The sequence below is a fragment of the Pseudacidovorax sp. genome (assembly GCF_017991995.1).
Classification (GTDB): Bacteria; Pseudomonadota; Gammaproteobacteria; order Burkholderiales; family Burkholderiaceae_C; genus Xenophilus.
Genome location: NZ_JAGOPN010000024.1, coordinates 70124 through 91968, shown reverse-complemented (window position 1 = coordinate 91968; position 21845 = coordinate 70124). Strand labels below are relative to the sequence as shown.

General features: G+C 71.6%; 21 protein-coding genes. 9 read left to right on the top strand and 12 right to left on the bottom strand.

The window, feature by feature from the left end; all coding sequences use genetic code 11:
• Positions 1-15 precede the first annotated feature (15 nt).
• The 3 genes from KBC94_RS25920 to KBC94_RS25910 all read right to left on the bottom strand — a co-directional run bounded on the left by KBC94_RS25920 (position 16) and on the right by KBC94_RS25910 (position 2781).
• The gene (locus tag KBC94_RS25920) at positions 16-993 is read right to left on the bottom strand and encodes a Ku protein (RefSeq protein ID WP_294377327.1); all 978 of its coding nucleotides are present in this window, start codon (positions 991-993) and stop codon (positions 16-18) included.
• Positions 994-1085: 92 nt separating this feature from the next.
• Positions 1086-1886, bottom strand: coding sequence for an SDR family oxidoreductase (locus KBC94_RS25915; protein ID WP_294377324.1), 801 nt, complete (start codon positions 1884-1886; stop codon positions 1086-1088).
• A 103-nt stretch (positions 1887-1989) separates the two neighbouring features.
• Positions 1990-2781 (bottom strand): UPF0149 family protein, encoded by a 792-nt coding sequence (locus KBC94_RS25910; RefSeq protein ID WP_294377322.1) that lies wholly within the window; start codon positions 2779-2781, stop codon positions 1990-1992.
• 105 nt (positions 2782-2886) lie between these two features.
• Here KBC94_RS25910 and KBC94_RS25905 point away from each other — a divergent pair, with 105 nt between their 5' ends.
• From KBC94_RS25905 to KBC94_RS25895, 3 genes are all read left to right on the top strand, one after another.
• A complete protein-coding gene (locus KBC94_RS25905) occupies positions 2887-3768 on the top strand; it encodes a hypothetical protein (RefSeq protein ID WP_294377320.1) in 882 nt (293 codons plus the stop codon).
• Complete coding sequence (locus KBC94_RS25900; RefSeq protein ID WP_294377318.1) at positions 3765-4352, top strand: nucleotidyltransferase family protein; 588 nt, start codon at positions 3765-3767, stop codon at positions 4350-4352. The genes KBC94_RS25905 and KBC94_RS25900 overlap by 4 nt, the downstream gene beginning before the upstream one ends.
• 125 nt (positions 4353-4477) lie before the next feature.
• Entirely contained in the window at positions 4478-5248 is a 771-nt protein-coding gene (locus KBC94_RS25895) for a TetR/AcrR family transcriptional regulator (protein ID WP_294377317.1), read from the top strand.
• Positions 5249-5261: 13 nt separating this feature from the next.
• Here KBC94_RS25895 and KBC94_RS25890 read toward each other — a convergent pair whose 3' ends face one another.
• The 5 genes from KBC94_RS25890 to KBC94_RS25870 all read right to left on the bottom strand — a co-directional run bounded on the left by KBC94_RS25890 (position 5262) and on the right by KBC94_RS25870 (position 12130).
• Entirely contained in the window at positions 5262-6473 is a 1212-nt protein-coding gene (locus tag KBC94_RS25890; protein ID WP_294377314.1) for an ABC transporter substrate-binding protein, read from the bottom strand.
• A gap of 90 nt (positions 6474-6563) precedes the next feature.
• Positions 6564-7592, bottom strand: a complete 1029-nt coding sequence (locus tag KBC94_RS25885) for an aromatic ring-hydroxylating dioxygenase subunit alpha (protein WP_294377312.1) — start codon at positions 7590-7592, stop codon at positions 6564-6566.
• Positions 7593-7943: 351 nt separating this feature from the next.
• A complete protein-coding gene (locus KBC94_RS25880) occupies positions 7944-8507 on the bottom strand; it encodes a Crp/Fnr family transcriptional regulator (RefSeq protein ID WP_294377307.1) in 564 nt (187 codons plus the stop codon).
• The gene (gene pdeM / locus KBC94_RS25875) at positions 8495-9217 is read right to left on the bottom strand and encodes a ligase-associated DNA damage response endonuclease PdeM (protein WP_294377303.1); all 723 of its coding nucleotides are present in this window, start codon (positions 9215-9217) and stop codon (positions 8495-8497) included. Before pdeM ends, KBC94_RS25880 begins: the two co-directional genes overlap by 13 nt.
• Positions 9218-9397: 180 nt before the next feature.
• Complete coding sequence (locus tag KBC94_RS25870; protein ID WP_294377300.1) at positions 9398-12130, bottom strand: ligase-associated DNA damage response DEXH box helicase; 2733 nt, start codon at positions 12128-12130, stop codon at positions 9398-9400.
• 245 nt (positions 12131-12375) lie between these two features.
• On the opposite strand from KBC94_RS25870, the gene KBC94_RS25865 reads away from it, so the two are divergent.
• On the top strand, positions 12376-13347 hold the full coding sequence (locus tag KBC94_RS25865; RefSeq protein ID WP_294377297.1) for a tripartite tricarboxylate transporter substrate binding protein: 972 nt from the start codon (positions 12376-12378) through the stop codon (positions 13345-13347).
• Between the two features lie 100 nt (positions 13348-13447).
• On the top strand, positions 13448-14236 hold the full coding sequence (locus KBC94_RS25860; RefSeq protein WP_294377293.1) for a GntR family transcriptional regulator: 789 nt from the start codon (positions 13448-13450) through the stop codon (positions 14234-14236).
• Positions 14237-14248: 12 nt separating this feature from the next.
• Here the strand turns inward: KBC94_RS25860 and KBC94_RS25855 are convergent, their stop codons facing one another.
• The 4 genes from KBC94_RS25855 to KBC94_RS25840 are packed head-to-tail and all read right to left on the bottom strand — an operon-like array spanning position 14249 to position 17697.
• Entirely contained in the window at positions 14249-14530 is a 282-nt protein-coding gene (locus KBC94_RS25855; RefSeq protein WP_017758158.1) for a BrnA antitoxin family protein, read from the bottom strand.
• Positions 14511-14783, bottom strand: coding sequence for a BrnT family toxin (locus KBC94_RS25850; protein WP_017758159.1), 273 nt, complete (start codon positions 14781-14783; stop codon positions 14511-14513). Before KBC94_RS25850 ends, KBC94_RS25855 begins: the two co-directional genes overlap by 20 nt.
• Positions 14784-14836: 53 nt before the next feature.
• Entirely contained in the window at positions 14837-16621 is a 1785-nt protein-coding gene (locus KBC94_RS25845; RefSeq protein WP_294377282.1) for an ATP-dependent DNA ligase, read from the bottom strand.
• Entirely contained in the window at positions 16618-17697 is a 1080-nt protein-coding gene (locus KBC94_RS25840) for a ligase-associated DNA damage response exonuclease (protein WP_294377279.1), read from the bottom strand. The genes KBC94_RS25845 and KBC94_RS25840 overlap by 4 nt, the downstream gene beginning before the upstream one ends.
• 167 nt (positions 17698-17864) lie before the next feature.
• Here KBC94_RS25840 and KBC94_RS25835 point away from each other — a divergent pair, with 167 nt between their 5' ends.
• The 4 genes from KBC94_RS25835 (at position 17865) to KBC94_RS25820 (ending at position 21834) form a co-directional block, all read left to right on the top strand.
• Entirely contained in the window at positions 17865-18770 is a 906-nt protein-coding gene (locus KBC94_RS25835) for a LysR family transcriptional regulator (protein ID WP_294377276.1), read from the top strand.
• A gap of 163 nt (positions 18771-18933) precedes the next feature.
• On the top strand, positions 18934-19980 hold the full coding sequence (locus tag KBC94_RS25830; RefSeq protein WP_294377274.1) for a tripartite tricarboxylate transporter substrate binding protein: 1047 nt from the start codon (positions 18934-18936) through the stop codon (positions 19978-19980).
• A gap of 147 nt (positions 19981-20127) precedes the next feature.
• Positions 20128-21060 (top strand): polysaccharide deacetylase family protein, encoded by a 933-nt coding sequence (locus KBC94_RS25825; RefSeq protein WP_294377272.1) that lies wholly within the window; start codon positions 20128-20130, stop codon positions 21058-21060.
• A 63-nt stretch (positions 21061-21123) separates the two neighbouring features.
• On the top strand, positions 21124-21834 hold the full coding sequence (locus tag KBC94_RS25820; protein ID WP_294377268.1) for a GntR family transcriptional regulator: 711 nt from the start codon (positions 21124-21126) through the stop codon (positions 21832-21834).
• Positions 21835-21845: the final 11 nt, after the last annotated feature.

The following is a 21845-nucleotide window of genomic DNA, read 5'->3' as shown; positions in this document are numbered from 1 at the left end:
AGCCCATGCGCCTGCTCATGCCGCCTTGCGGCGCGGTGCCGTCTTGCGGGCGGGCGCGGACTTGGCGGTGGCCCGCTTGGCGGGTGCCTTGGCCGCAGCGCGCTTGCCTGCAGCGGCCTTGGTGCGCGTACTGCCGTCGTCCTCGCCCTCGTCCGCCTCGTCGTCCTTGGCCGCCGCTCGGCCCTTCCCACCGCGCAGGCTGCGCTGCAGCAGCTCGGTCAGGTCCAGGATCTTGGCGCCCGAGCTGGCCTGCTCCTGAGGCTCCAGCTTGGCGACGTCCTGCGCCTGGCCCGCCTCGGCCTTGCGCTCGACCAGCGCCATGATGCGGTCACGGAAGCGATCCTCGTACTCCTCGGGCTTCCATTCGCCCGACATGTCGTCGATGAGTTGCTCGGCCATCTTCAGTTCGCGGTCGTTCACGCCGGCCTTGCGGGCATCGGCGTCGGGCAGCGGCAGGCCTTCCCAGGAGCGGATGTCGGCGCCCCAGCGCAGCAAGTTGAGCACCAGGCCCGGCCCCGCGGGCACCAGCGCCGCCAGGTGCTCCTTGGTCTGGATCACCACCCGCGCCACGCCGATGCGCCCGGTGCGCACCAGCGCCTCGCGCAGCAGGGCGTACACCTTGGCGCCGCGCTGGATGGGCGCCGTGTAATAGGGCCGGTCGAGGTGGATGAAGGGAATGCCATCGGCCGGCACGAAGCGCTCGATCTCGATGGTCTGCAGCGTGCGCGGATAGGCGTCGGCGATCTCCTTGTCGGTCAGCACCACGTACTGGCCGTCCTCCCATTCGACGCCGCGCACGATGTTCTCGCGGGCGATCTCCTTGCCCGTCTTCTTGTTGATGCGCTTGTAGCCCACGGGGTCCATGGAGCGCTTGTCCAGCCAGTCGAAGTCGATGCTGCCGTCCTGCGTGGCCGAGTACAGCGCCACCGGAATGTGGACGAGTCCGAAGCTGATGGCGCCCTTCCACAGGACGCGCGGGCTGGATGCGGGCATGGCAAGGCTCTCCGTGCGGGGGACAGCCAATCTAGGCCAGCGCGCGTGGCACGGCCTGTAGGAGGAAGAAGCCGCCGCCCGCCGTGCGGCGCCTACACCACGATGGGCGTGACCGCGCCATCCATCGCCAGCACCGCACCGGTGACGTAGCTCGCCCGCGCCGAGGCGAGGAAGAGCACCGCATCGGCCACCTCGCGCGCCTCGGCGATGCGGCCGAGCGGCAGCTTCGCCGTGGACTGCGCCAGAGCCTCCTCGGGCGAGACACCTTGCTGGGCGGCCTGGGCCTTCAGGCCCTCTTGCAGTCGCTCGGTGGCGGTGAGGCCCGGGTTGACCACGTTCACCCGCACGCCCTTGGCCGCATAGGCATTGGCCAAACCCACGCTGGCGAGCATCAGGGCCGCGTTGGCCGAGCCGCCCGGCAGGTGGATCGGGCTGGCCACCTTGCCGCCCGCGCCCACCACGTTGACGATGGCCCCGTGCCCGCGCGCGGCCATGCGCTTGATGAGCGGGTCCATCATGTGGATGTAGGTGAAGTACTTGGCCTGCATGGCGGCCTGCCAATGGGCCGCCTCGAGCTCTTCGGCGGGCGTCCTTCGGGCGGCGCCGGCCGAGTTGATCAGCACGTCGACCGGGCCGTGGGATTTCTCGATGCGGTCCAGCACCGCGATGGCGGCCTGCGGGTCGCTCAGGTCGGCCGCGAATGTGGCGACCATGCGGGCCGCGTCGGCCCGGGCGTCGGCCAGCGCCAGCGCCGCGTCGACCAGCCCCGCCTCATGGCGGGCCACCAGGCTGACGCGGGCGCCCTCCTGCAGAAATCCCCGTGCGCAGGCCAGGCCGATGCCCTTGCTGCCACCCGTGATCAAGACATGTTTGCCGGCAAGTTCGAGGTCCATGGCTGCATCCTGCGCGTCGGGCGCGAACTGTCAAACGACCGCCGCCAATGTCCCTGCCCGTTGCTGCGGTGTCACGCGGCTGTCAGGCCTTCGTCCTTCGGGCTCAGGCCCCGTGGCACTTCTTGTATTTCTTGCCGCTGCCGCAGGGGCAGGGGTCGTTGCGGCCGGGCTCGTCGGCGCGGCGCACGGCCTGCACGCGCGGGCCCAGGCTGCGCCACAGCTGGCGCAGGTCGTACACGGCCCAGATGGCCTCACCGAAGTCGTCCAGCCGCTGCTGGCTGACGGTGGGAGGGCCGTCTTCGGCGTACATCGACAGCGCGGGCGGGTGGGTGTCGTCCTCCGCCAGCGTGGCGATGCAGTCCAGGCCGTCGGCCAGCATCTCGGCGACTTCCTTGTCGCGCGGCGGTGCCCAGTCCTCGGACCAGTGCTCGACCGCGGCCAGAAAGCCCAGGGCCCACACCTGCGCGAAGGAAGGCAGCTCGCCCTCGGGCGCTTCGGCGCGCTCCTCGGGCGGCAGGGCGGCGATGGCGCCGCGCAGATCCAGGCACTCGGGCTGGAAGCAGCGATCGTCGTCCAGCGACTGCACGTCGGCTGCGTCGAGGGCCGTCTGCATCTCGTGCCAGCGGCGCTTCCAGCGCCAGACGAACTCCATGTGCTGGGCGGGGGAGAAGCCGGGGCCGAAGAGCGCAGGCCAGTATTCGCTGGGCTCGACCACGCGGCGGGTGCAGACCAGCGCGGCCATGAAGCCGTCGCAGAACTCCCACTGGGGGATGTCCTCGTCGCGCTCGCGCATCGCGTCGAGCGCGTCGTCCAGGGCGTCGAAGTCCTCGGGCGTCAGGGCAGGCAGGGCGGCGGCGGTGCCGACTTCGGCCGGCTGGGGGGTGTCGGAAGTCATGGAAAAAGGGTGTCGGGGAATGCCCCCTATGATGCAGCACACCAAGCCGCCCGCCGGCGAGCGCCCCTGGCGGCCCTGCGGCCGGCCCGGCCGATTTCCGTTTTCATGGCAGCGCTCCGCCCCTCCTTCCGACGTTCCTCGTCCTCCTCCCCCCGCCGCGACGACACCGCCGGCGGCGAGGCCCCGCCCCGGCGCGACCCGCATGCATTCCTGCGCGAGATGCTCCCAAAGCAGGCGCGCAGCGTGGCCGACCACCGGCTGGACGACCGGCGCGTCTGGCTCAAGAAGGCCGGCCCGCGCCATGGCCCGCTGCGCTACCGGTTGCTGTCGCTCATCGCCCGCACGCTGCGGCTGGAGGTGCTGACACCCGTGCCCAACCCCGGCGGCGCGGCGGCCATCGCCATCGAAGCCGCGCGCCTGCGCAGCCTGGCCGCCAGCGGCCTGCGCGTGCCGCAGGTGCTGGCCGAGCAGCCCGAGGGTCTGTTGATCAGCGACCTGGCCGGCAGCGGCCGCAGCGCCGCCATGCTGATGGAGCGTCTGGAGCAGGCCGCCACCCAGGGCCCGGCCGTGCTGCTGGCGGCCTGGGCGCAGGGGCTGCAGGCCATCGCCCGGGTGCATGCCCGCGGCCAGTACCTGAGCCAGGCCTTCGCCCGCAACATGGTGCTGTGCCCCGATGGCGAGATCGGCTTCATCGACTTCGAGGATGACCCCGGCGCCACGCTGCCCACCGACCAGTGCCAGGCCCGCGACTGGCTGAGCTACCTGCATTCGACCGGCGCGCTCATCCTGGCGGCCGGCCCGCAGGCTGCCGCGGCGCACTGGCAGGCGGCCATGGACGCGGCCGAGCCCGGCGTGCGCGAGCGCGTGGCCGAGGCGGCGCGCCGCATGCGCTGGCTGCGGCACCTGCCCCAAGGCCGTCGGTGGGGCCGCGACACGCAGCGCGTGCGCGCCGCGGCGGTGCTGCTGGGGCGCTGGCACGCCGCATGACGGTGCAGCCCGGGCCGGACAGGGCACTGGAAGCGCGCTTCCTTGCCGACGTGCTGCGCAACCCGCACAACGCCTGCATCCTGGCGCGCTGGGACGCGCTGGCCCTTCCAGACGGCTGGCTGGTGGCCGGCTGCCTGTTCCAGACCGTCTGGAACCAGCGGTCGGGGCGGCCGCCGGCGGCGGACATCAAGGATTACGACCTCTTCTACTTCGACCCCGACGACCTTTCCGAGGCTGGAGAGCGGGCCGTGCAGCGGCGCGTGGATGCCCTGTTCGCCGACCAGGGCATCACGCTGGAGGCCTGCAACCAGGCCCGCGTGCACCTCTGGTACGAAGCGCATTTCGGCCAGCCCTACCCGCGCCTGCACAGCAGCCGCGACGGCATCGACCGCTTCCTGATCCCTGCGACCTGCGTCGGCATCGCGCCCGGCCGGCTGTATGCGCCCTACGGGCTGGACGGCCTGTATGCGGGCACGCTGGCGATGAACCCGCTGGTGCCGCATGCGGCGCTGTACGAACGCAAGGCGGCCTCGTACCGGGCACGGTGGCCGTGGCTGCAGGTCGCGCCTGCGTCATTGCCGTGAGCGGGGAGCAGCCGGCAGCGCCACCATCGCGCAGGGCCGCAGCGACGCCATCGCGCGCACCCAGGCGGGCCGCCGGCCTGCGCGAGAATCCGCCTCTTTCCCGTCCCCCGACACCGCCCGGCGCCGTGCCTGCCAAGAACACCAACCCGCCTGCCAAGAAGACGCGCCGGACCTCCGCTGCCGCCGCGCCGGCCGATGCGACGGCTGCGCCGCAACCCGCGGCGCAGCTGGCCGCCCCGGCCCCTGGCGGCCCCACGCGACGCATGCGCCCGCGCGAGCCCGAAGAGCAGATCGAGCACCGCATCCTGGCCGCCGCCGTCGCCGAGTTCGCGGAGCACGGCTTTGCCGGCGCGCGCATCGAGCGCATCAGCAAGCAGGCCGGCACGGTGGACCGGATGCTGTACTACTACTACGGCAACAAGGAGCGGCTCTACCAGGCGGTGCTGGAGAAGCTCTATGCCGAGATGATCGGTGCGCAGCGCGACTTCGTGCTGCCGCCCGACCCGGTGGCCGGCATGCGCCAGCTGATCGAGCATGCCTGGGACCACTACGCGGCCAACCCCGATCTGGTGCGCGTGATCATGAACGAGAACCTGCTGCGCGGCCGGCACATCCGCCAGTCGCAGCAGGTGGGGCGCACGTCCTTCCCCCTGGTGGAGACGGTGGCCGAGATCCTGTCGGCCGGCCAGGCGCAGGGCGTGTTCCGCCGCGACGTGAAGGCCGAGCATGTGCTCATGAGCATCATGTCGCTCGGCTTCTTCTACATCTCCAACCAGTACACCTGCTCGGCCTGGATGGGCGTGGACCTGATGAGCCGCCCGCGCCGCGCCGGCTGGCGCGCGCACATCTGCGAGGTGGTGCTCCGAAGCATCGAGGCAGAGCCACGCGTCGCCTGAAGGCGCGCCGCGCTCAGCCGGGGTTGCGCAGTTTCTTCACCACGTCATCCGGCGGCGCCAGCTTGCTGCCGTCGATGTAGGTGCCTGCCGGCATCACGCCCTTGCCGTCCTTGACCGCCGTGCGGCCCACGTAGATGCCCATCGTGGACTGGTTGTCCTGCGGCCGGAAGGTGGCGGGGCCGAAGGGGGTTGAGAAGTTCAGGCCCTTGAAGGCGGCGATCAGCTTCTCGGTGTCGGTGCCGCCGGCCTTCTGGATGCCGGCCGCCAGGGCTTTCACCGTGGCATAGCCCACCACGGCGTTCAGGCGCGGATAGTCGCCGTACTTCTTCTGGTAGGCCGCATAGAAGGCGCGGTGCTCGGGGGTGTCGATGTTGGCGTAGGGATAGCCGGTGACGATCCAGCCCTCGGGCGCATCGTCCTTGAGCGGGTCCAGGTACTCGGGCTCGCCGGTCAGCAGGCTCACCACCTCGCGGCCCTGGAACAGGCCACGCGTCTTGCCCTCGCGCGCCAGCTTGGTCAGGTCGCTGCCGAACATCACGTTGAAGATGGCGTCGGGCTTGGCATCGGCGATGGCCTGCACCACCGCACCGGCGTCGATCTTGCCCAGCGGCGGCGCCTGCTCGGCCACGAACTCCACGTCGGGCTGCAGCTTCCTGAGCTGCTCCTTGAAGGCGGCGGTGGCCGCCTGGCCGTACTCGTAGTTGGGATAGATGAGCGCCCAGCGCTTCTTGCCGAGCTTGGCGGCTTCGGCCACCACCGACGTGGCCAGGGCATAGGTGCCGGAGCGCAGCCGGTAGGTGTAGCGGTTGCCGTTCTCCCACACCACCTTGTCGCTCAAGGGACCGGAGGCGAGGAAGAACATCTTCTTCTGCCGCGCGAAGTCGGCCAGCGCCACGCCCACGTGCGACAGCGTGACGCCGGAGAGGATGTCGATCTTCTCGCGCGCGATCAACTCCTCGGCCATGCGCACGGCATCGCCAGGGTTGGCGTTGTCGTCGCGGAACAGCGTCTCCAGCTTGCGGCCGCCGAGCACGCCGCCGGCGGCGTTGATCTCTTCCTGCGCCAGCAGCCAGCCGTTGCGGTAGGGCACCAGGTTCTGCGGCAGGGCCTTGTAGCTGTTGATCTCGCCGATGCGGATGGGCTCCTGCGCGGCGGCGGGCAGGACGGCGGCGGCAGCGGCCAGAAGGCCGACGGTGAGGGCTTGGCGCCAGGGGGTGGGGATCATCGCGGGTCCTCGTGGGTGGGTGTTGGACGGAGACGGGGGAGACCGAAAGGGGGAGGGGCACGCCGCTGGTGCGGGCGCGTAGGCGGACGCTCAGGCCGATTCGGCCTCGACCATTTCCTGCACGATGCGGCGCATCTTGATGGCCGAGGCGTCCAGGCCGAGCTGCACGCGCTGCCAGTCGCGCGGCTTGTCCTCGTTGCGCTGGATGGCTTCGAGCACCGCCTTGTCCTCGTTGAAGGCCACGCGCAGGCCGGCGCGCAGGCGCTCGTCGGTGGCGGCGTCGGCGGGCGAGTTCTTCAGCAGCAGCCAGTGCTGCACGCAACTGCGCGCGTCCACCGGCGTGATGAAGTGGCAGGCGAACATCTGGATGCAGTCGCCGCGTGCGCCCTCGGGCGCCCCGGTTCCGGTGGCGGCGGAGCCGAAGTCGATCACGGCGATGCTGGGCGCGTGGTAGTGGTAGTAGTGCCAGCGGTCCACGTTTCCGCCGAAGTCCTTCAGGCCCTGGAAGATGGGAATCAGCGGCCCGTCGATCACCCAGCGCCAGGTGACCACCTTGCGGCCTTCGCGCTGGTGCTGCACGCGCGTCTCCTCACGGCCGGTGCTGCCCAGCGTGGTGGGATGCACATAGACCACATGCGTGGGATCGCACAGGTTGTCGGCCAGGCTCAGGTAGTTGGCGGCCACGGGCAGCGCGTCGCCCTCGATCACGCTGTAGGCCGGGTCGTCGTACTCGGGCAGATGGAAGACCTGCGTGGCATCGGCCAGGGCCGCGTCGCCCATCCACACCCAGACCATGCCCATGCTCGTCGCCGTGGGATAGCTGCGCACCTGCGCATTGGCGGGCGCGCGCTGCATGCCCGGCGCCTGCGTGCAGTGGCCGCGGCAGTCGAAGGCCAGGCCGTGGTAGCCGCATTCCACCGAATCGCCGCGCAGCCGGCCCAGCGACAGCGGCGCGAGGCGGTGCGGGCAGGCGTCGTCCAGTGCGGCCACCTCGCCGGTGCTGGTGCGGAAGACCACCAGGTCTTCGCCCAGGACGCGCCGCTTGGCCAGCGACTGGCCGATATCGCGGGCCCAGCCGAGCGGGTACCAGGCGTTGCGGGGATAGGGCGTGCTGCTCATCGTGCGTCGACTCCGTGGGATGTTTGATCCACATCAGCATACGGCGTGCCAGCCCTGGAGTAAGTGTTTTCTTCACTTAATGGAGTATTCACTCCATTTTCGAGTGCACCATGGTCGGCAACGGTGCGTGGGGTGCACTGCTGCAGGGCATGGCGAGAAGCGCGGGGGCCGTGCGCGATGAAAGTCAGTCAGCCCGTTTGCCCCGGCGTGGAGCGGCGGGCTTCGACAGGCTCAGCCTGCAAAGCCAAGCCGCCCGGCCTTGCGCCGCGCCGGCGAGGCCACTGCCCTGGCCAAGCCCGCCTTCGCGCCAAGCCAAGCCAGCCCACGCCACGCGCGGGCCCGCAGGAAGCCTCAGCCGCCCTTGCGCGCCTGCGCCGCCAGCAGGCGCTTGTTCACGGCGTGCACCGCGCCCAGCTCGGCCTGCATGGCGCGGCTGATCTGCGACAGGGTGCGCAGGCGGCGGTTGCTCTCGCGCAGGCGCTCGGCCAGCGCGCGCGAGATGGAGAGCATCAGCCGCGCGGCCACGGCCGGCTGCACTTCCACCAGGCCGCGCAGGGCCTTGCGGGTGAGCACCGCCAGCTTGAGGTCGGTGAGGGCCGTGCAGGTGGCCGAGCGCGGCGAGCCGTCGATCAGGCCCATCTCGCCGAAGAGCTGACCGGCGTCGATGACCGAGATCACCACCTCGTCGCCGTCGCCCACGCCCGTGCCCTCGGCCCGTACCTGGCCTTCGAGCACCAACGCCATGTAGTCGACGTCGTCGGTCTGGCCCTCGGTCATGATGATCGTGCCGGCCTTGACGGCCATGGGGCGCATGGCATCGACGATGACGCGCGCGTCGTGGATGTCCAACTCGGCCACGATGGACGAGCGGGTGAGCATCAGCGCGGCTTCCTCGCGCAGGTTCACCGAGGCCATGGTGCTCCTTCTTCGCCATCGCCGGACGCGGGCGGCAGCAGCCACACGCGCCCGCCGCCCACCGCATGCAGCCGGCGCTGCGGCATCCGCGGCAGCAGCAGGCCGCCGGTGAATTCGCCGAAGGCCGGCAGGATGGCCAGGCCCGGCTCGCTGACGAAGCAGGGCAGGCGCAGGCTGTCACGACCCGGGCCCTGCAGCGCGCAGGCCGGATGCAGGTGGCCCGCCAGCACGAAGCGACCCGGCTGGGTCTGCGGATGGTGGCAGCAGGCGAAGGGACCGAGCGCAAAGGGCTCGTCGGCCAGCGCGATGCGCAGCTCGGCCGGCGGGTCGCCGGCCCGGTCATCGTGGTTGCCGCGCACCAGCGTCATGCCGACCTGCGGATGACGCGCGCGCCAGGCGGCCAGCGCCTGCAGCACCTGCGGCGTGCGGGCCTGCGGCGCGTGCAGGAAGTCGCCCAGGAAGACCACCTCGCGCGCACTCTGCCGATGGATCAGCGCGTCGAGCCGCGCCAGGTTCTCCTGCGTGGTGCCGCCGGGCACCGGCTGGCCCAACGCCCGGAAGGTGGCGGCCTTGCCGATGTGCAGGTCGGCGATGAACAGGGTCCGGGCCGCCGGCCACCACAGGGCGCGCTCGGGCAGCAGGTGGAGGCGCTCGCCGGCCCAGAGCACTTCATGGGCGGCAGGGGCGTCGGAGACGGGCAGGAAGGACATGGGGGAGGCGGGAGGAGGCAGGAGTTTACGTTTGGCAACCATCCAGAAAGCTGAACGGTCACGAAGTCCCGAACGACTGGCCGGCTTGATGCCCTGGGCATTGCGTGCGAGCCACGTGCCTGGCCTGCTCGCCACCGGCGTGGCCGCGCCGCCCTGCCCGGCCCCGCGGCGCGCACAACGCTAGAGCGGCGGCAGCGGCTTCGACGGTTTGCGCGGACGCCGGGCGCGGCGCGGGGCGGGCGCGGCGTCTTCGCTGCCCTTGACCGGCTTGTCCGGCGGCTGTTCCTGACCGAAGGCCAGGGTGCGGCGCACGTCCTGTGCGTCGCCCACGGGAATGTCGCCGCCCGCAGCCTCCTCCAGCTGCGCCACCATGCGGGCGATGCGGTCGGCCACGCTCTCGTTGCTGAGCTTTTCGCGGAAGCGCTCGACCATCAGCGGAAAGGCGAAGGGCGTGGGTCGCTTCGGCTGCACCAGCTCCAGCCGCTGGCCGGCCATGCGCACCAGGCTTTCGCGCAGGCGGGCGATGTCCAGCTCCTGCGCCAGCAGCTCGGTCTCGGCCTGGGCCAGCAGGCGGTTGGCCGGGTCGTACTTGCGCAGCACCTCCCAGAACAGGGAGGACGAGGCCTGCAGTTGCCGGCTGCTGCGCTTCTCGCCCGGGTAGCCCTGGAAGATCAGGCCCGACACCCGCGCGATCTCGCGGAAGCGCCGCTGCGCCAGCTCGCTGGCATTGAGGCTGGCCAGCACCTCGTGCAGCAGCGCGCCGTCGTCGTCGTGCGCGGCCAGCGCCTCCTGCGCTGGCGCGTCGTGGCCGGCGCGCAGCACCTGGGGCAGCAGCTGCGGCCAGTCGACCCCGGTGGCGCACAGCAGCTCGAAGCCGTAGTCGTTGACCGCGATGGAAAAGGTGCGCGGCGCATGCTGCGCCACCCGCCAGGCCAGCAGGCTGGCCAGCCCCAGGTGCACGTGCCGGCCGGCGAAGGGGTAGAGGAACAGGTGCCAGCCCTCGCGCGTGCGCAGCGCCTCGGCCACCAGCGTGTCGGGCGTGGGCAGGCGCGACCAGGCCTGCTGGATCTCCAGCAGCGGCCGCACGGCCTGCAGCTCGGGCGAGTCGTAGCGGCCCTCGGCGGCCCGCGCCAGCTGCTGCACCGTGGCGTCGGCCAGCGTGGTCGACAGCGGCATGCGCCCGCCGTTCCAGCGCGGCACGGCCGGGCGCTGGCCGCTGGCGCGGCGCACCCAGGCGGTCATCTCGCGGATGCGCACCAGCTCCAGCATGCGGCCACCGAAGAGGAAGCAGTCGCCGGGCTTCATGCGGGCGACGAAGCTTTCTTCCACCGTGCCGATGCGCGCACCGCCGACGAACTGCACGCTCATGCTCGCGTCGCTGACGATGGTGCCGATGTTGCTGCGGTGCCGCCGCGCCAGCCGCGCGTCGGGCACGCGCCACACGCCTTCGGCATCGGGCACCACGCGGTGGTAGTCGGGGTAGGCGGCCAGCGACGGGCCGCCCTGGCGCACGAAGTCCAGGCACCACTGCCAGCTGGCTGGCGACAGGTGGGCATAGGCGGCCGTGCGCCGCACCTCGTCGTAGAGCGCCTCGGGCGTGAAGCCGCCACCCAGTGCCACCGTCACCAGGTGCTGCACCAGCACGTCCAGCGGCTCGCGCGGCGTGTGGCGCGACTCGATGTGGCCGGCCGCGATGGCGTCGCGCGCGGCGGCGCCTTCGACCAGCTCCAGGCTGTGGGTGGGCACGATGCTCACGCGCGAGGGCCGGCCCGGCGCGTGACCCGAGCGGCCGGCGCGCTGCAGCAGCCGCGCCACGCCCTTGGGCGAGCCAATTTGCAGCACGCGCTCCACCGGCAGGAAGTCCACGCCCAGGTCCAGGCTCGACGTGCAGACCACCGCCTTCAGCTGCCCGCCTTTTAGGCCCAGCTCCACCCATTCGCGCACCGCGCGGTCGAGCGAGCCGTGGTGCAGCGCGATCAGACCCGCCCAGTCGGGCCGGGCTTCGAGCAAGGCCTGATACCAGATCTCGGACTGCGAGCGGGTATTGGTGAAGACCAGCGTGCTGGGACTGGCATCGATCTCGGCCACCACCTGCGGCAGCATCGCCAGGCCCAGATGGCCACCCCAGGGAAAGCGGTCCGTGCGTCCGGGCAGCAGGGTGTCGACCACCAGCGTCTTGGGCACCTGGCCCTGCACCAGCACGCCGGCCTCGCCCGGGCCCAGCAGCGCACCCATGGCCTCGTGCAGATTGCCCAGCGTGGCGGACATGGCCCAGGCCATCAGGCCCGCATTCCAGCCGCGCAGGCGCGCCAGCGCCAGTTGCACCTGCACGCCGCGCTTGTTGCCCAGCAGCTCGTGCCATTCGTCCACCACCACCAGCCGCAGATGGCGCAGACGCTCCTGCGCATCGGCGCGGGCCAGCATCAGCGACAGGCTCTCGGGCGTGGTGACCAGCACCGTGGGCAGGCGCTGGTTCTGCGCGCTGCGCTCGGAGGACGAGGTGTCGCCGCTGCGCGAGCCGGCCACCCAGTGCGGTGCGACGAGCGGCAGCGGCTCGGACAGGGCCCGCAGCGAATCGGCGGCCAGCGCGCGCATCGGTGTGATCCACAGCACCGTGAGCGGGGGTGGCGCGGGTGGCTTGCCGCCGCTTTCCGCGGCGGGCGGCTCGCCGGCCAGCGCCTGCAGCGCGCCCAGCCACACCGCATAGGTCTTGCCCGCGCCGGTGGTCGCATGCAGCAGACCCGAGCGGCCGGCCGCGATGGCGGCCCACACCTCGCGCTGGAAGGCGAAAGGCCGCCAGCCGCGGGCGTCGAACCAGTGCTGGACGGCCAGCCCGGCAGGTCCGCCCGCGGGCGCAGGCCCGGGCGCGCCGGACGGCTGGGCAAGAGGCGATGAAGCGGGCCGGCGAGGCATGGCGCGATTACAGCAAAGGCCATGGGGGCCGTTTGCAGGTCGAAAGGCCGTCGTGCCTCGGAGGATGTGCGGGCCCGCCCCGCTCCGCGCGCCGTCCTGCCCGCGCCATGCCCAGCCACGGCGTCTTCAGGCGCCGCGGACTGCCTTCCTTGCGCAAGTGGCTCCATCGATAGGACCAGTTGGTCCCATTGAACGCTTCTGCCCCGCTGCCTAGCATGCCCCTCAATCACAAGGAGACAGCCCCGATGACCTTCCCGCGCACACGCCGCGCCGCGCTGGCCGCGCTGCTGGCGGCCACCGCCTTCCTGCCCGGCCTTGCGCTCGCGCAGGAGGGCAAGCCCATCACCGTCGTGGTCGGCAGCCCGGCCGGCGGCACCACCGACACCCTGGCCCGCATCATCGGCCGCATGATGGGCGAGAGCCTGGGCCGGCCGGTGGTGGTCGAGAACCGCGCGGGTGCCGGCGGCAACATCGCCGCCGCCTACGTGGCCAAGGCCCCGCCCGACGGCAGCACGCTGCTGATGAGCTTCACCGGCCACACCATCAACGCCACGCTCTACAAGAACCTGGGCTTCGACCCGGTGAAGGACTTCACGCCGATCACCATGGTGGCGCGCGTGCCCAGCGTGCTGATCGCCCGCAAGGGCCTGCCCTTCAACGACATGGCGGGGCTCATCGCGTATGCGAAGAAAAACCCGGGCAAGCTCAACTTCGCCATCGGCGCGCAGGGCTCCTCGCTGCACCTGGCCAGCGAGCAATTCAAGATGATGACGGGCACCGACATCGTCAACGTGCCCTACAAGGGGACCAACCCCGCACTGGCCGACGTGCTGGCCGGCACGGTGGACCTGATGTTCGCCAGCGCTGTGAATGTGCTGCCGCATGCGAAGAGCGGCGCCATCCAGCTGCTGGGCGTGAGCACGCGCGAGCCGCTGGCGCAGTTCCCGGGCGTGCCGCCCATCGGCCGCACCGTCAAGGGCTTCGAGTCGCAGGCCTGGTTCGGCCTGTTCGGGCCGGCGCGCATGCCGCAGGACGTGACCGACAAGCTCTATGCCGCGGTCAAGGCCGCCATCGACTCGCCGGCCTACCAGGAGCGCATGCAGACCGAGGCAGCCACCGCCGTCCACATGACGCCGCCGCAGTTCGGCCAGTTCGTGGCGCAGGACGTGCAGGACTGGGCGAAGATCATCAAGGCCTCGGGCGCGACCGTCGATTGAGCCGTCCGCGCACCGGCGACCGGCGGTGCACCGCGGACTAGGACGACCGACGCCGGGATCCGCCTTGCCCGGCACCAACGGCCCTCCTACATTCGGTCGCATGCCTGCCGCTGCCGAACCCTCCCTCCTGCCGCGCTTCCAGCAGGTGCGGCTGCTGCTGCGCGAGCGCCTGAAATCCGGCCACTACGAACGGGGCCTGCCGCTGCCGGGCGAGCGCCAGCTGGCCCGGGAATTCGGCGTCGCCCGCGTGACCGTGCGCACGGCGCTGGCCCGTCTGCAGGAAGAAGGGCTGGTGATGCGCATGCGCGGCAAGGGCACCCTTCCCACCGGCACGGGCGAGCCGCCGCGCCACCTGCCCCTGCGCGCCGGCCTGCTCGACAGCATCGTCAGCCTGGGCGAGCGCACGCGGGTGCAGGTCCTGGACCATGGCCTGGTGGAAGCGCCTTCGCATGCGGCCGAGGCGCTGGGCCTTGCGGCCGGCGAAGCGGTGCTGCGGGTGGTGCGCATCCGCAAGTTCAAGACGCAACCCTTCCTGTACTCCGAAGTCTTCCTGCCGGCCGACCTGGCCACGGCGGTGCAGCGGCACACGCTGCAGGACATGCCCATGCTGGTGGCGCTGGAGCAGCATGGCGTGCAGGTCGATTCGGCCGAGCAGACCATGGGCGCCGCCCTGGCCGACCTGCAGGTGGCGCAGGCGCTGCGCATGCAGGCCGGCGAGCCGCTGCTGCGCATCGCGCGCGTGGTGTGCGATGCCGCGGGCCGGCCGGTGCAGTACCTCACGGGGCTGTACCACCCGGGCCGCTACGAGTACCACATGCGCCTGTCGCGCGTGGGCGGGCCGACGCGGGTGTGGATCGAGAACAACCGCCCGCAGAACGGGCTGGCTTGAAGGAGCGCGCGTTCAGTGATGAGCGCTCAAGGCCAGGGCGTTGCGCAACAGGCTGTTCACCCGCGTCTGCCAGCCCGGTCCGCTGCGCTTGAGGGCTTCGAGCACGTCGGCGTCCACCCGCATGGTGAGGGCCACCTTGGGCTGGGCCAGCCTGGGGCGTCCGCGCGCGGGCCGCAGTGCCGCCAGTTGCGCATCATCCAGCGGCAGGTTGTCCGGATCGGCCAGGGCCGCCGCAGTGAGGGCGTCGTCCTCGACGGCCGTCGGGGCTGTGAGTTCAGGGCGCTTCTTGTTCATAACGTCGGAATTCCCGCAGGTTGGCCTTGCGAAGGCTGATCACCCGGCGCACGTCCGCCCGGTCGGTGAACACCACCACCCAGAGCCGGCCGGCCATCGGCGCCAGCGCCACCTGACGCGGCTCGCCATAGTCGCGCCGCAGGTCGGGCGCCACGAGCGCATGGTCCCAGTCGAGTTCCCGCGCCTTGGCAAGCGATACGCCGTGCTTGGCCTGGTTGAGGGCATCCTTGCCCGTGTCGAAAATCCATTCCACCCTGATTTTTTGTGTTGGCGAAAAATATCGCCTCCAGGGAGGTTATCAGACGATCATGCCGGCAACAAAGCCTGCAGCGTCTGCAGCGTATCCGCCTCTTCCACCGGCTTGTCCTGCCGCCAGCGCAGCATGCGCGGGAAGCGGGTGGCGATGCCGCTCTTGTGGCGCGGGCTGCGGGCGATGCCCTCGAAGCCGAGTTCGAAGACCAGCGTGGGCCGCACGCTGCGCACGGGGCCGAAGCTCTCGATGGTGGTCTTGCGGATCACGGCGTCGACCTTCGCCATCTCGGCGTCGGTGAGGCCCGAGTAGGCCTTGGCGAAGGGCACCAGCTGGCGGCCCTCCTTCCCCGGCGGGCCGTCCCACACGGCGAAGGTGTAGTCGCTGTAGAGGCTGGCGCGGCGGCCGTGGCCGCGCTGGGCGTAGATGAGCACGGCATCGACCGTGAGCGGGTCGATCTTCCACTTCCACCACAGGCCGACGTCCTTGGTGCGGCCCACTCCGTACTGCGCGTCGCGGCGCTTGAGCATGAAGCCCTCCACGCCCAGGCTGCGCGAGGCCTCGCGCTGGCGCGCCAGGTCGGCCCAGCTGTCGCCCGTGAGTACGGGGCTGGGGCGCAGCACGGGGTGGTTCACCTCGGCCAGCAGGGCGTCGAGGCGCGCGCGGCGCGCGTGCTGCGGTAGCGGGCGCAGGTCCTGACCGGTCTCTTCGAGCAGGTCGTAGGCCAGCAACACCACGGGCAGCTCGCGCAGCAGCTTGGGGCCGAGGGTCTTGCGGCCGATGCGCTTCTGCAGTTCGGCGAAGGGCTGCACGCGGCCGGCCGTGCGGGCCGGCATCGGGGCGACGCCGGCAGCGGCCGCCTGGGCGGCGCGAGCGCCCGGTGCTGCGCCGGCCGTGGGCGCCTCGGCGTCCGCGTCGTCATTGCCGGCGCGGGTTTCAGCCTCGGCCGGTGCGTCCCGCCACACCACGATTTCGCCATCCAGCACCGTGCCCTCGGGCAGCACGTCGCCCAGCGCGGCCAGCTCGGGAAAGCGCTCGCTGACCAGTTCCTCGCCACGCGACCACACCCAGGCCTGGCCCTCGCGGCAGACGATCTGCGCGCGGATGCCGTCCCACTTCCACTCGACCTGCCAGCCGGAGGGCGGGCCCAGCAGCTCGTCGAAACGTTCGAGCGGCTCGTTGAAGGGATGCGCCAGAAAGAAGGGATAGGGCTGGCCACCGCTGATGGCAGGGCCCTCGCCATCCGTGCCTTCGGGCGCGATCAGCGCGTCATAGTCCGCCTCGCCGGGCCGCGCGCCGATGTGGGTGTAGCCCATCAGCCGCTGGGCCACGCGCTTGGGGTCCAGCCCGCCCACGGCCGCGAGCGCCTGCGTGACCTGCAGCTTGGAGACGCCGACGCGAAAGGCCCCGGTGATGAGCTTGAAGTAGACGAGCCGCTCCTCCGGCGCCAGCAATCGCCATTGGCCGCGCAGCGTGTCGGGCAGGCCCTCGGCCGGCGCGCCGCGCAGGGGCAGCAGGTGCTGCTCCACCCAGTCGGCCAGGCCCAGCTCGTGGGTGCCGTCGGAAGGCGGCAGCAGCAGCGCGATGGTCTCGGCCAGGTCGCCCACGGCCTCGTAGCTTTCGACGAACAGCCATTCGGGCAGGCCCGCCGCCTCCTGCGCCAGCAGGCGCAGCAGCTTGACGGGCACCAGCTGGCGTGGCTTGCCGCCCGCCAGGAAGTACACCGCCCAGGCCGCATCGCGCGGCGACGCGGCGCGCAGGTAGCGCTGCAGGGCGGCCTGCTTGACCAGGTTGGACGTGCTGGCGTCCAGCTCGCGGTAGAGGGCGGCGAAGGCTTTCATGACGCTGCGGCCTCCGGCGCATCGGCGATGTCCTCGTCGCCGTACTCGGTGGCGAAGGCCTGGGCGTCAAGGCCGTTCTCGCGCAGCCAGCGCACCATCACCGCGACGCTGCCGTGCGTGACCATCACCCGCTCGGCACCCGTGGCGGCGATGGCGTTGTGCAGGCCGGGCCAGTCGGCGTGGTCGCTCATGACGAAGCCGCGGTCCACGCCGCGGCGCCGGCGCGTGCCGCGCAGCAGCATCCAGCCGCTGGCGAAGGCGTCGGACGCATTGGCGCCGAAGCGGCGCATCCACGGCGTGCCCTGGGCCGAGGGCGGCGCCACCACCAGGGCGCGGCGCAGCATCGCGGCATCGACGCCGGGGTCGGTCACGCGCAGCGTGGGCGGCAGCGCCACGCCCGCCGCGCGGTAGACCGCATTGAGGGGCTCCACCGCGCCGTGCACCACGATCGGCCCGATGGAGGCGTCCACGCCATGCAGCATGCGCTGCGCCTTGCCGAAGGCATAGCCCAGCAGCACGCTGGCGCGGCCTTCCTCGGCGTTGCGACGCCACCAGTCGTCGATCTGCGCGAACAGCTCCGGCTGCGTGGGCCAGCGGTAGATGGGCAGGCCGAAGGTGGATTCGGTGATGAAGCAGTCGCAGCGCACCGGCTCGAAGGGCGTGCAGGTGCCGTCGGGCTCGGTCTTGTAGTCGCCGGACGCCACCCAGACCTGGCCGCCATGCTCCAGCCGCACCTGGGCCGAGCCCAGCACATGGCCGGCCGGATGCAGCGAGATGCGCACGCCCTGGTGCTCGATGGCCTGGCCATAGGGCAGGGTCTGCAGCGTGATGTCGACGCCCAGCCGGGCGCGCAGGATGCCCTCGCCCTGCTCGTGCGCCAGGTAGTGGTTGTGGCCCCAGCGCGCATGGTCGGAATGGCCATGGGTGATGACGGCCCGGTCCACCGGGCGCCAGGGATCGATGTAGAAGTCGCCGGGCGGGCAGTAGAGGCCTTCGGGGCGGGCGACGACCAGATCGCCTGGGCGCGACGCGGCGCGCGGCGGCGGGAGCGATTCGGTCTCGGGCGGTGTCTCCATGGGCATGGCTCGCCGATGTTAGGCAGCGGGGCGCGCGGGCGCATGCCCCGGCGGGCGCTTCGCCCTGTGGGCGGGTGCCTACGCCTGCGCCGGGCCTGGGCGTCGCAGCGCCCCGGCATGCGGCTCGGCAGGGCCCGCTGCGACAGCCCCTGCACAATGCCCTCGCCATGCTCCACCCGCCGCGCTCCTTCGTCTACCTGGATGCCGTCGCCCGCGCCGGCTCGATCCGCAAGGCGGCCGAAAAGCTGCACGTGGCCTCGACCGCGCTCAACCGCAAGATCCTGGAGATCGAGGCGGAGATCGGCACGCCCCTGTTCGAGCGCCTGCCCCGCGGCGTGCGGCTGACGGCGGCCGGCGAGGTGCTGCTGACGGCGGTGCGACGCACGCTGGGCGACCTGCGCTCGGCCGCCTCGCAGATCGAGCAGTTGCGCGGCCTGGTGCGCGGCACGGTGCGCATCGGCTGCGCGGAGTCGGTGGCCAGCGACCTGATGCCCCGCACCATCGCGCACTACCAGCAGGCGCATCCGGGCGTGCAGTTCCAGGTGGTGTCGGGCGTGACGGCCCAGTTGGTGCAGCAGCTGATGACCGACGACGTGGAAATGGTGCTGGTGCACGACCCGCAGCCGGCCGAGTCCCTGCGGGTGATCAGCGCGCTGGACCAGCCGCTGTGCGCCATGCTGCGCCCCGACCATCCGCTGGCGGGCCGCGAGAGCCTGCGCTTGGCCGACTGCCAGGAGTACACCGTGGCGCTGGGCGACCGCTCCTTCGGCAGCCGGCGGCTGCTCGATGCGGTGATGGCCCGCTCGCGGCTGCAGCTGAAGGTGGCGCTGGAAGCGAGCGCCGTGCAGACGCTCAAGGAGTTCACGCGCCAGACCGGGGCGATCAGCTTCCAGTTCCAGATCGGCACGCTGCGCGAGGTGCGCACCGGGGAGCTGGTGTCGATCCCGCTGACGGACCGGTCGCTCACCAGCAGCCAGCTGGTGCTGGCCACGCGCGAAGGAAGGATGCTGCCGATCGCGGCGCTGTCGTTCCAGGAGGCGCTGGTCAACGCGCTGGCGGCGCTGCCGCACTGAACGCCCGATACGGCGGCAGGGGTCCGGCCCGCACCTGCGGCCTGGCATGAAAGCCGCTAGCAATCTGAATTGTGCACAATCAAATCATTGAAGTGCACAATCCAGGTGCAGGCACTTCCCACGGCGAAGCGCGGCACCCGCCCAACCTTCAGCTGGAGCTGCCATGAACCGCCCTGTTCTCTCTTCCTCCGCCGTGCGACTGCCGGCCCGATCCACCCGCCGCACCTTGTCCGCCGCCCTGCTCGGCGGGCTGCTCGCCGCGGCCTTGCTGGGCACGACCCTGTCCGCCACTGCCGCCGAGCCCGCTGCCTGGCCCGACCGCCCCGTGAAGATCGTCGTGCCCTTCCCGCCCGGCGGCGCAGCCGACGTGTACGCCCGCCTGGTGGGCCAGAAGCTGGCCGAGGCCACGGGCAACCGCCAGCCCATCGTCATCGACAACAAGCCCGGCGCGGGCGGCATCATCGGCACCGACGTGACGGCCAAGTCGCCGGCCGATGGCAGCACCTTCCTGATGGTGACCATCGGCCATGCGGTCAACCCCTTCATGTACAGCAAGCTGCCCTACGACACGCGCGCCGACTTCGTGCCCGTCGGCGTGGTGGCCGAGGTGCCCAGCGTCATCGTGACCGGCCCGGCGCTCAAGGACAAATCGCTCAAGGACCTGCTGGCCATGGCCCGCGCCAAGCCCGAGGAGGTGCAGTACGGCTCGTCCGGCGTGGGCTCCACCAGCCACGTGGGCGCGGCGCTCATCGAGTCGATGGCCGGCGTGCGCATGACCCACGTGCCCTACAAGGGCGCCGCCCCCGCGCTGCAGGACGTGATGGCCGACCGCGTGCCGCTGTCGGTGGACATCATCACGTCCTCGCTGCCGATGGTTATGAGCGGCAAGCTCAATGCCGTGGCCGTGACCGGCGCCAAGCGCGCGCCCAAGCTGCCCAACGTGCCGACGGTGGCCGAGGCCGGCATCCCGGGTTACGAATTCGTGTCCTGGTACATGCTGCTGGCGCCGGCCAAGACGCCCAGGCCGGTGCTGGAGCAGGTCAATGCCGAGCTGCGCAAGCTGGCTGCCCTGCCCGAGTTCCGCACGCGCATCGAGGACACCGGCGGCCAGGTCATCACGACCACACTGCCCCAGGCCAACGACTACCTCAATGCCGAGTTCACGCGCTGGGCCAAAGTCGTCAAAGACCGCAACATCAAAGCAGATTAAGAGCCCACCCCGTTGCTTGCTCACTTCGTGTAGCCGCCTCCCCCTCAAGGGGCGCACCCGGCGGCCCGGCAAAGCCGGTTCCGCGGCTGCACTGGCGTGGCCTGCTCCGCGGCCTTTCGATTCTTCTTAAGCGCTCCCCCCGCTTCAATGACTTCAACTCCGCCCTCTCACAACTCCCGCGACTTCATCGGCTACGCCAACCGCCCACCCGCCGTGGCCTGGCCGGGCGGGGCGCGGGTGGCGGTCTCCTTCGTGCTGAACTTTGAGGAGGGCGCCGAGTTCTCGGTGGCCGATGGCGATGCGCGCAACGAGTCGGTGTACGAGGTGATCGACCCGCGCACCGGCTGGGATCCGTGCATCGACAGCCACTTCGAATACGGCACCCGCGCTGCCTGGTGGCGGATCGCCGAGCTCTTCGAACGCCATCGCGCGCCGATGACCGTCAGCGCCTGCGGCCGCGCGGTGGCGCGCAGCCCCTGGCTGGCGCAGGACGCGGTGGCCCGCGGGCACGAAGTCTCGGCCCACGGCTGGCGCTGGGAAAGCCATGCCGGCATGGCACCCGCGCAGGAGGCCGCCGCCATGGACGCCTGCCTCGCGGCCATCGAGGCCGCCTGCGGCCGGCGGCCGGTGGGCTGGCACACGCGCTCGGCCTGCACGCCGAACACCCGGGCGCTGCTGGCCGAGCGCGGCTTCCTCTACGACAGTGACGCCTACAACGACGATGTGCCCTTCTTCGTGCCGGTGGCCGGCCGGTCGCACCTGGTGCTGCCCTATGCCTTCGACACCAACGACATGCAGTTCCAGCACACGCAGCGCTTCGCCACCGCCGCGCAGTTCGCCGAGTACGTGTGCGATGCCTTCGACTGGCTGCACGACGAGGGCGCGCAGCGCCCGCGCATGATGTCGGTGGGCCTGCACCTGCGCATGATCGGCCGGCCGGCGCGCATGAAGGCGCTGGCGCTGATCCTCGAACACCTGCGCCGCCGCGGTGGCGCCTGGATCGCCACGCGCGAGCAGATCGCCCGCCACTGGCTGGCCCACGCACCGCGCCCCGACGCCGCGGCCACCGCCGCCGGATGACGGCGTCCGCCGACAGGGATCGCGCGGATGGGCGCCCCGAGGGCCTGCGCTAAAGTCATCCGGATGCATCCGACGGAAGAGGCCATCCACCGCACCCTGGCGCAGACCCTGCTGGCCGGGCGGCTCGCGCCCGGCACCCAGCTGGTGGAAACGCGGCTCGCGCAGATCTTCGGCGTCTCGCGCGAGCGGGTGCGCAAGGTGCTGCACCGGCTGGGCCACGAGCGCCTGCTGGACCTGATGCCCAACCGCGGTTGCTTCGTCAGCAACCCCACACTGGCACAGGCGCGCGAGATCTACGACGCCCGCCGCATCATCGAAGGCGGCATCGTCGGCAGCCTGGCCGGCACGCTCAGCCCTTCGCAGCTGGAGGCGCTGGCCGAACACGAGCGGCGCGAGCATGCCGCGCTGCATGCGGGCGACCGCGCGGCCTCGATCCGGCTGTCGGGCGAATACCACCTGCTGCTGGCCGAATTCACCGGCAGCCCCTTCGTGGTGCGCCAGTTGCAGGAGCTGGTCAGCCGCACCGCCATGCTGGTCGCCTTCTTCGAGCCGGCCAGCGCCTCGGGCTGCGGCTGCGAGGAGCACGAGGCCATCGCCCTGGCCCTGCGGCGCGGCGATGCGGCCGGCGCCATGAAGGCCATGCAGGTGCACCTGTCGCTGATCGAGACGCGGCTCAAGCCCCGCGCCGCGCCCGAAGCCGAAGTGGACGCCGAGCAGGCCATCGCCGAGGCCTGGGCCGACGCCCAGGCCGGACTGGCCCAGCCGGCCGCCTGACCCCGCGGGCA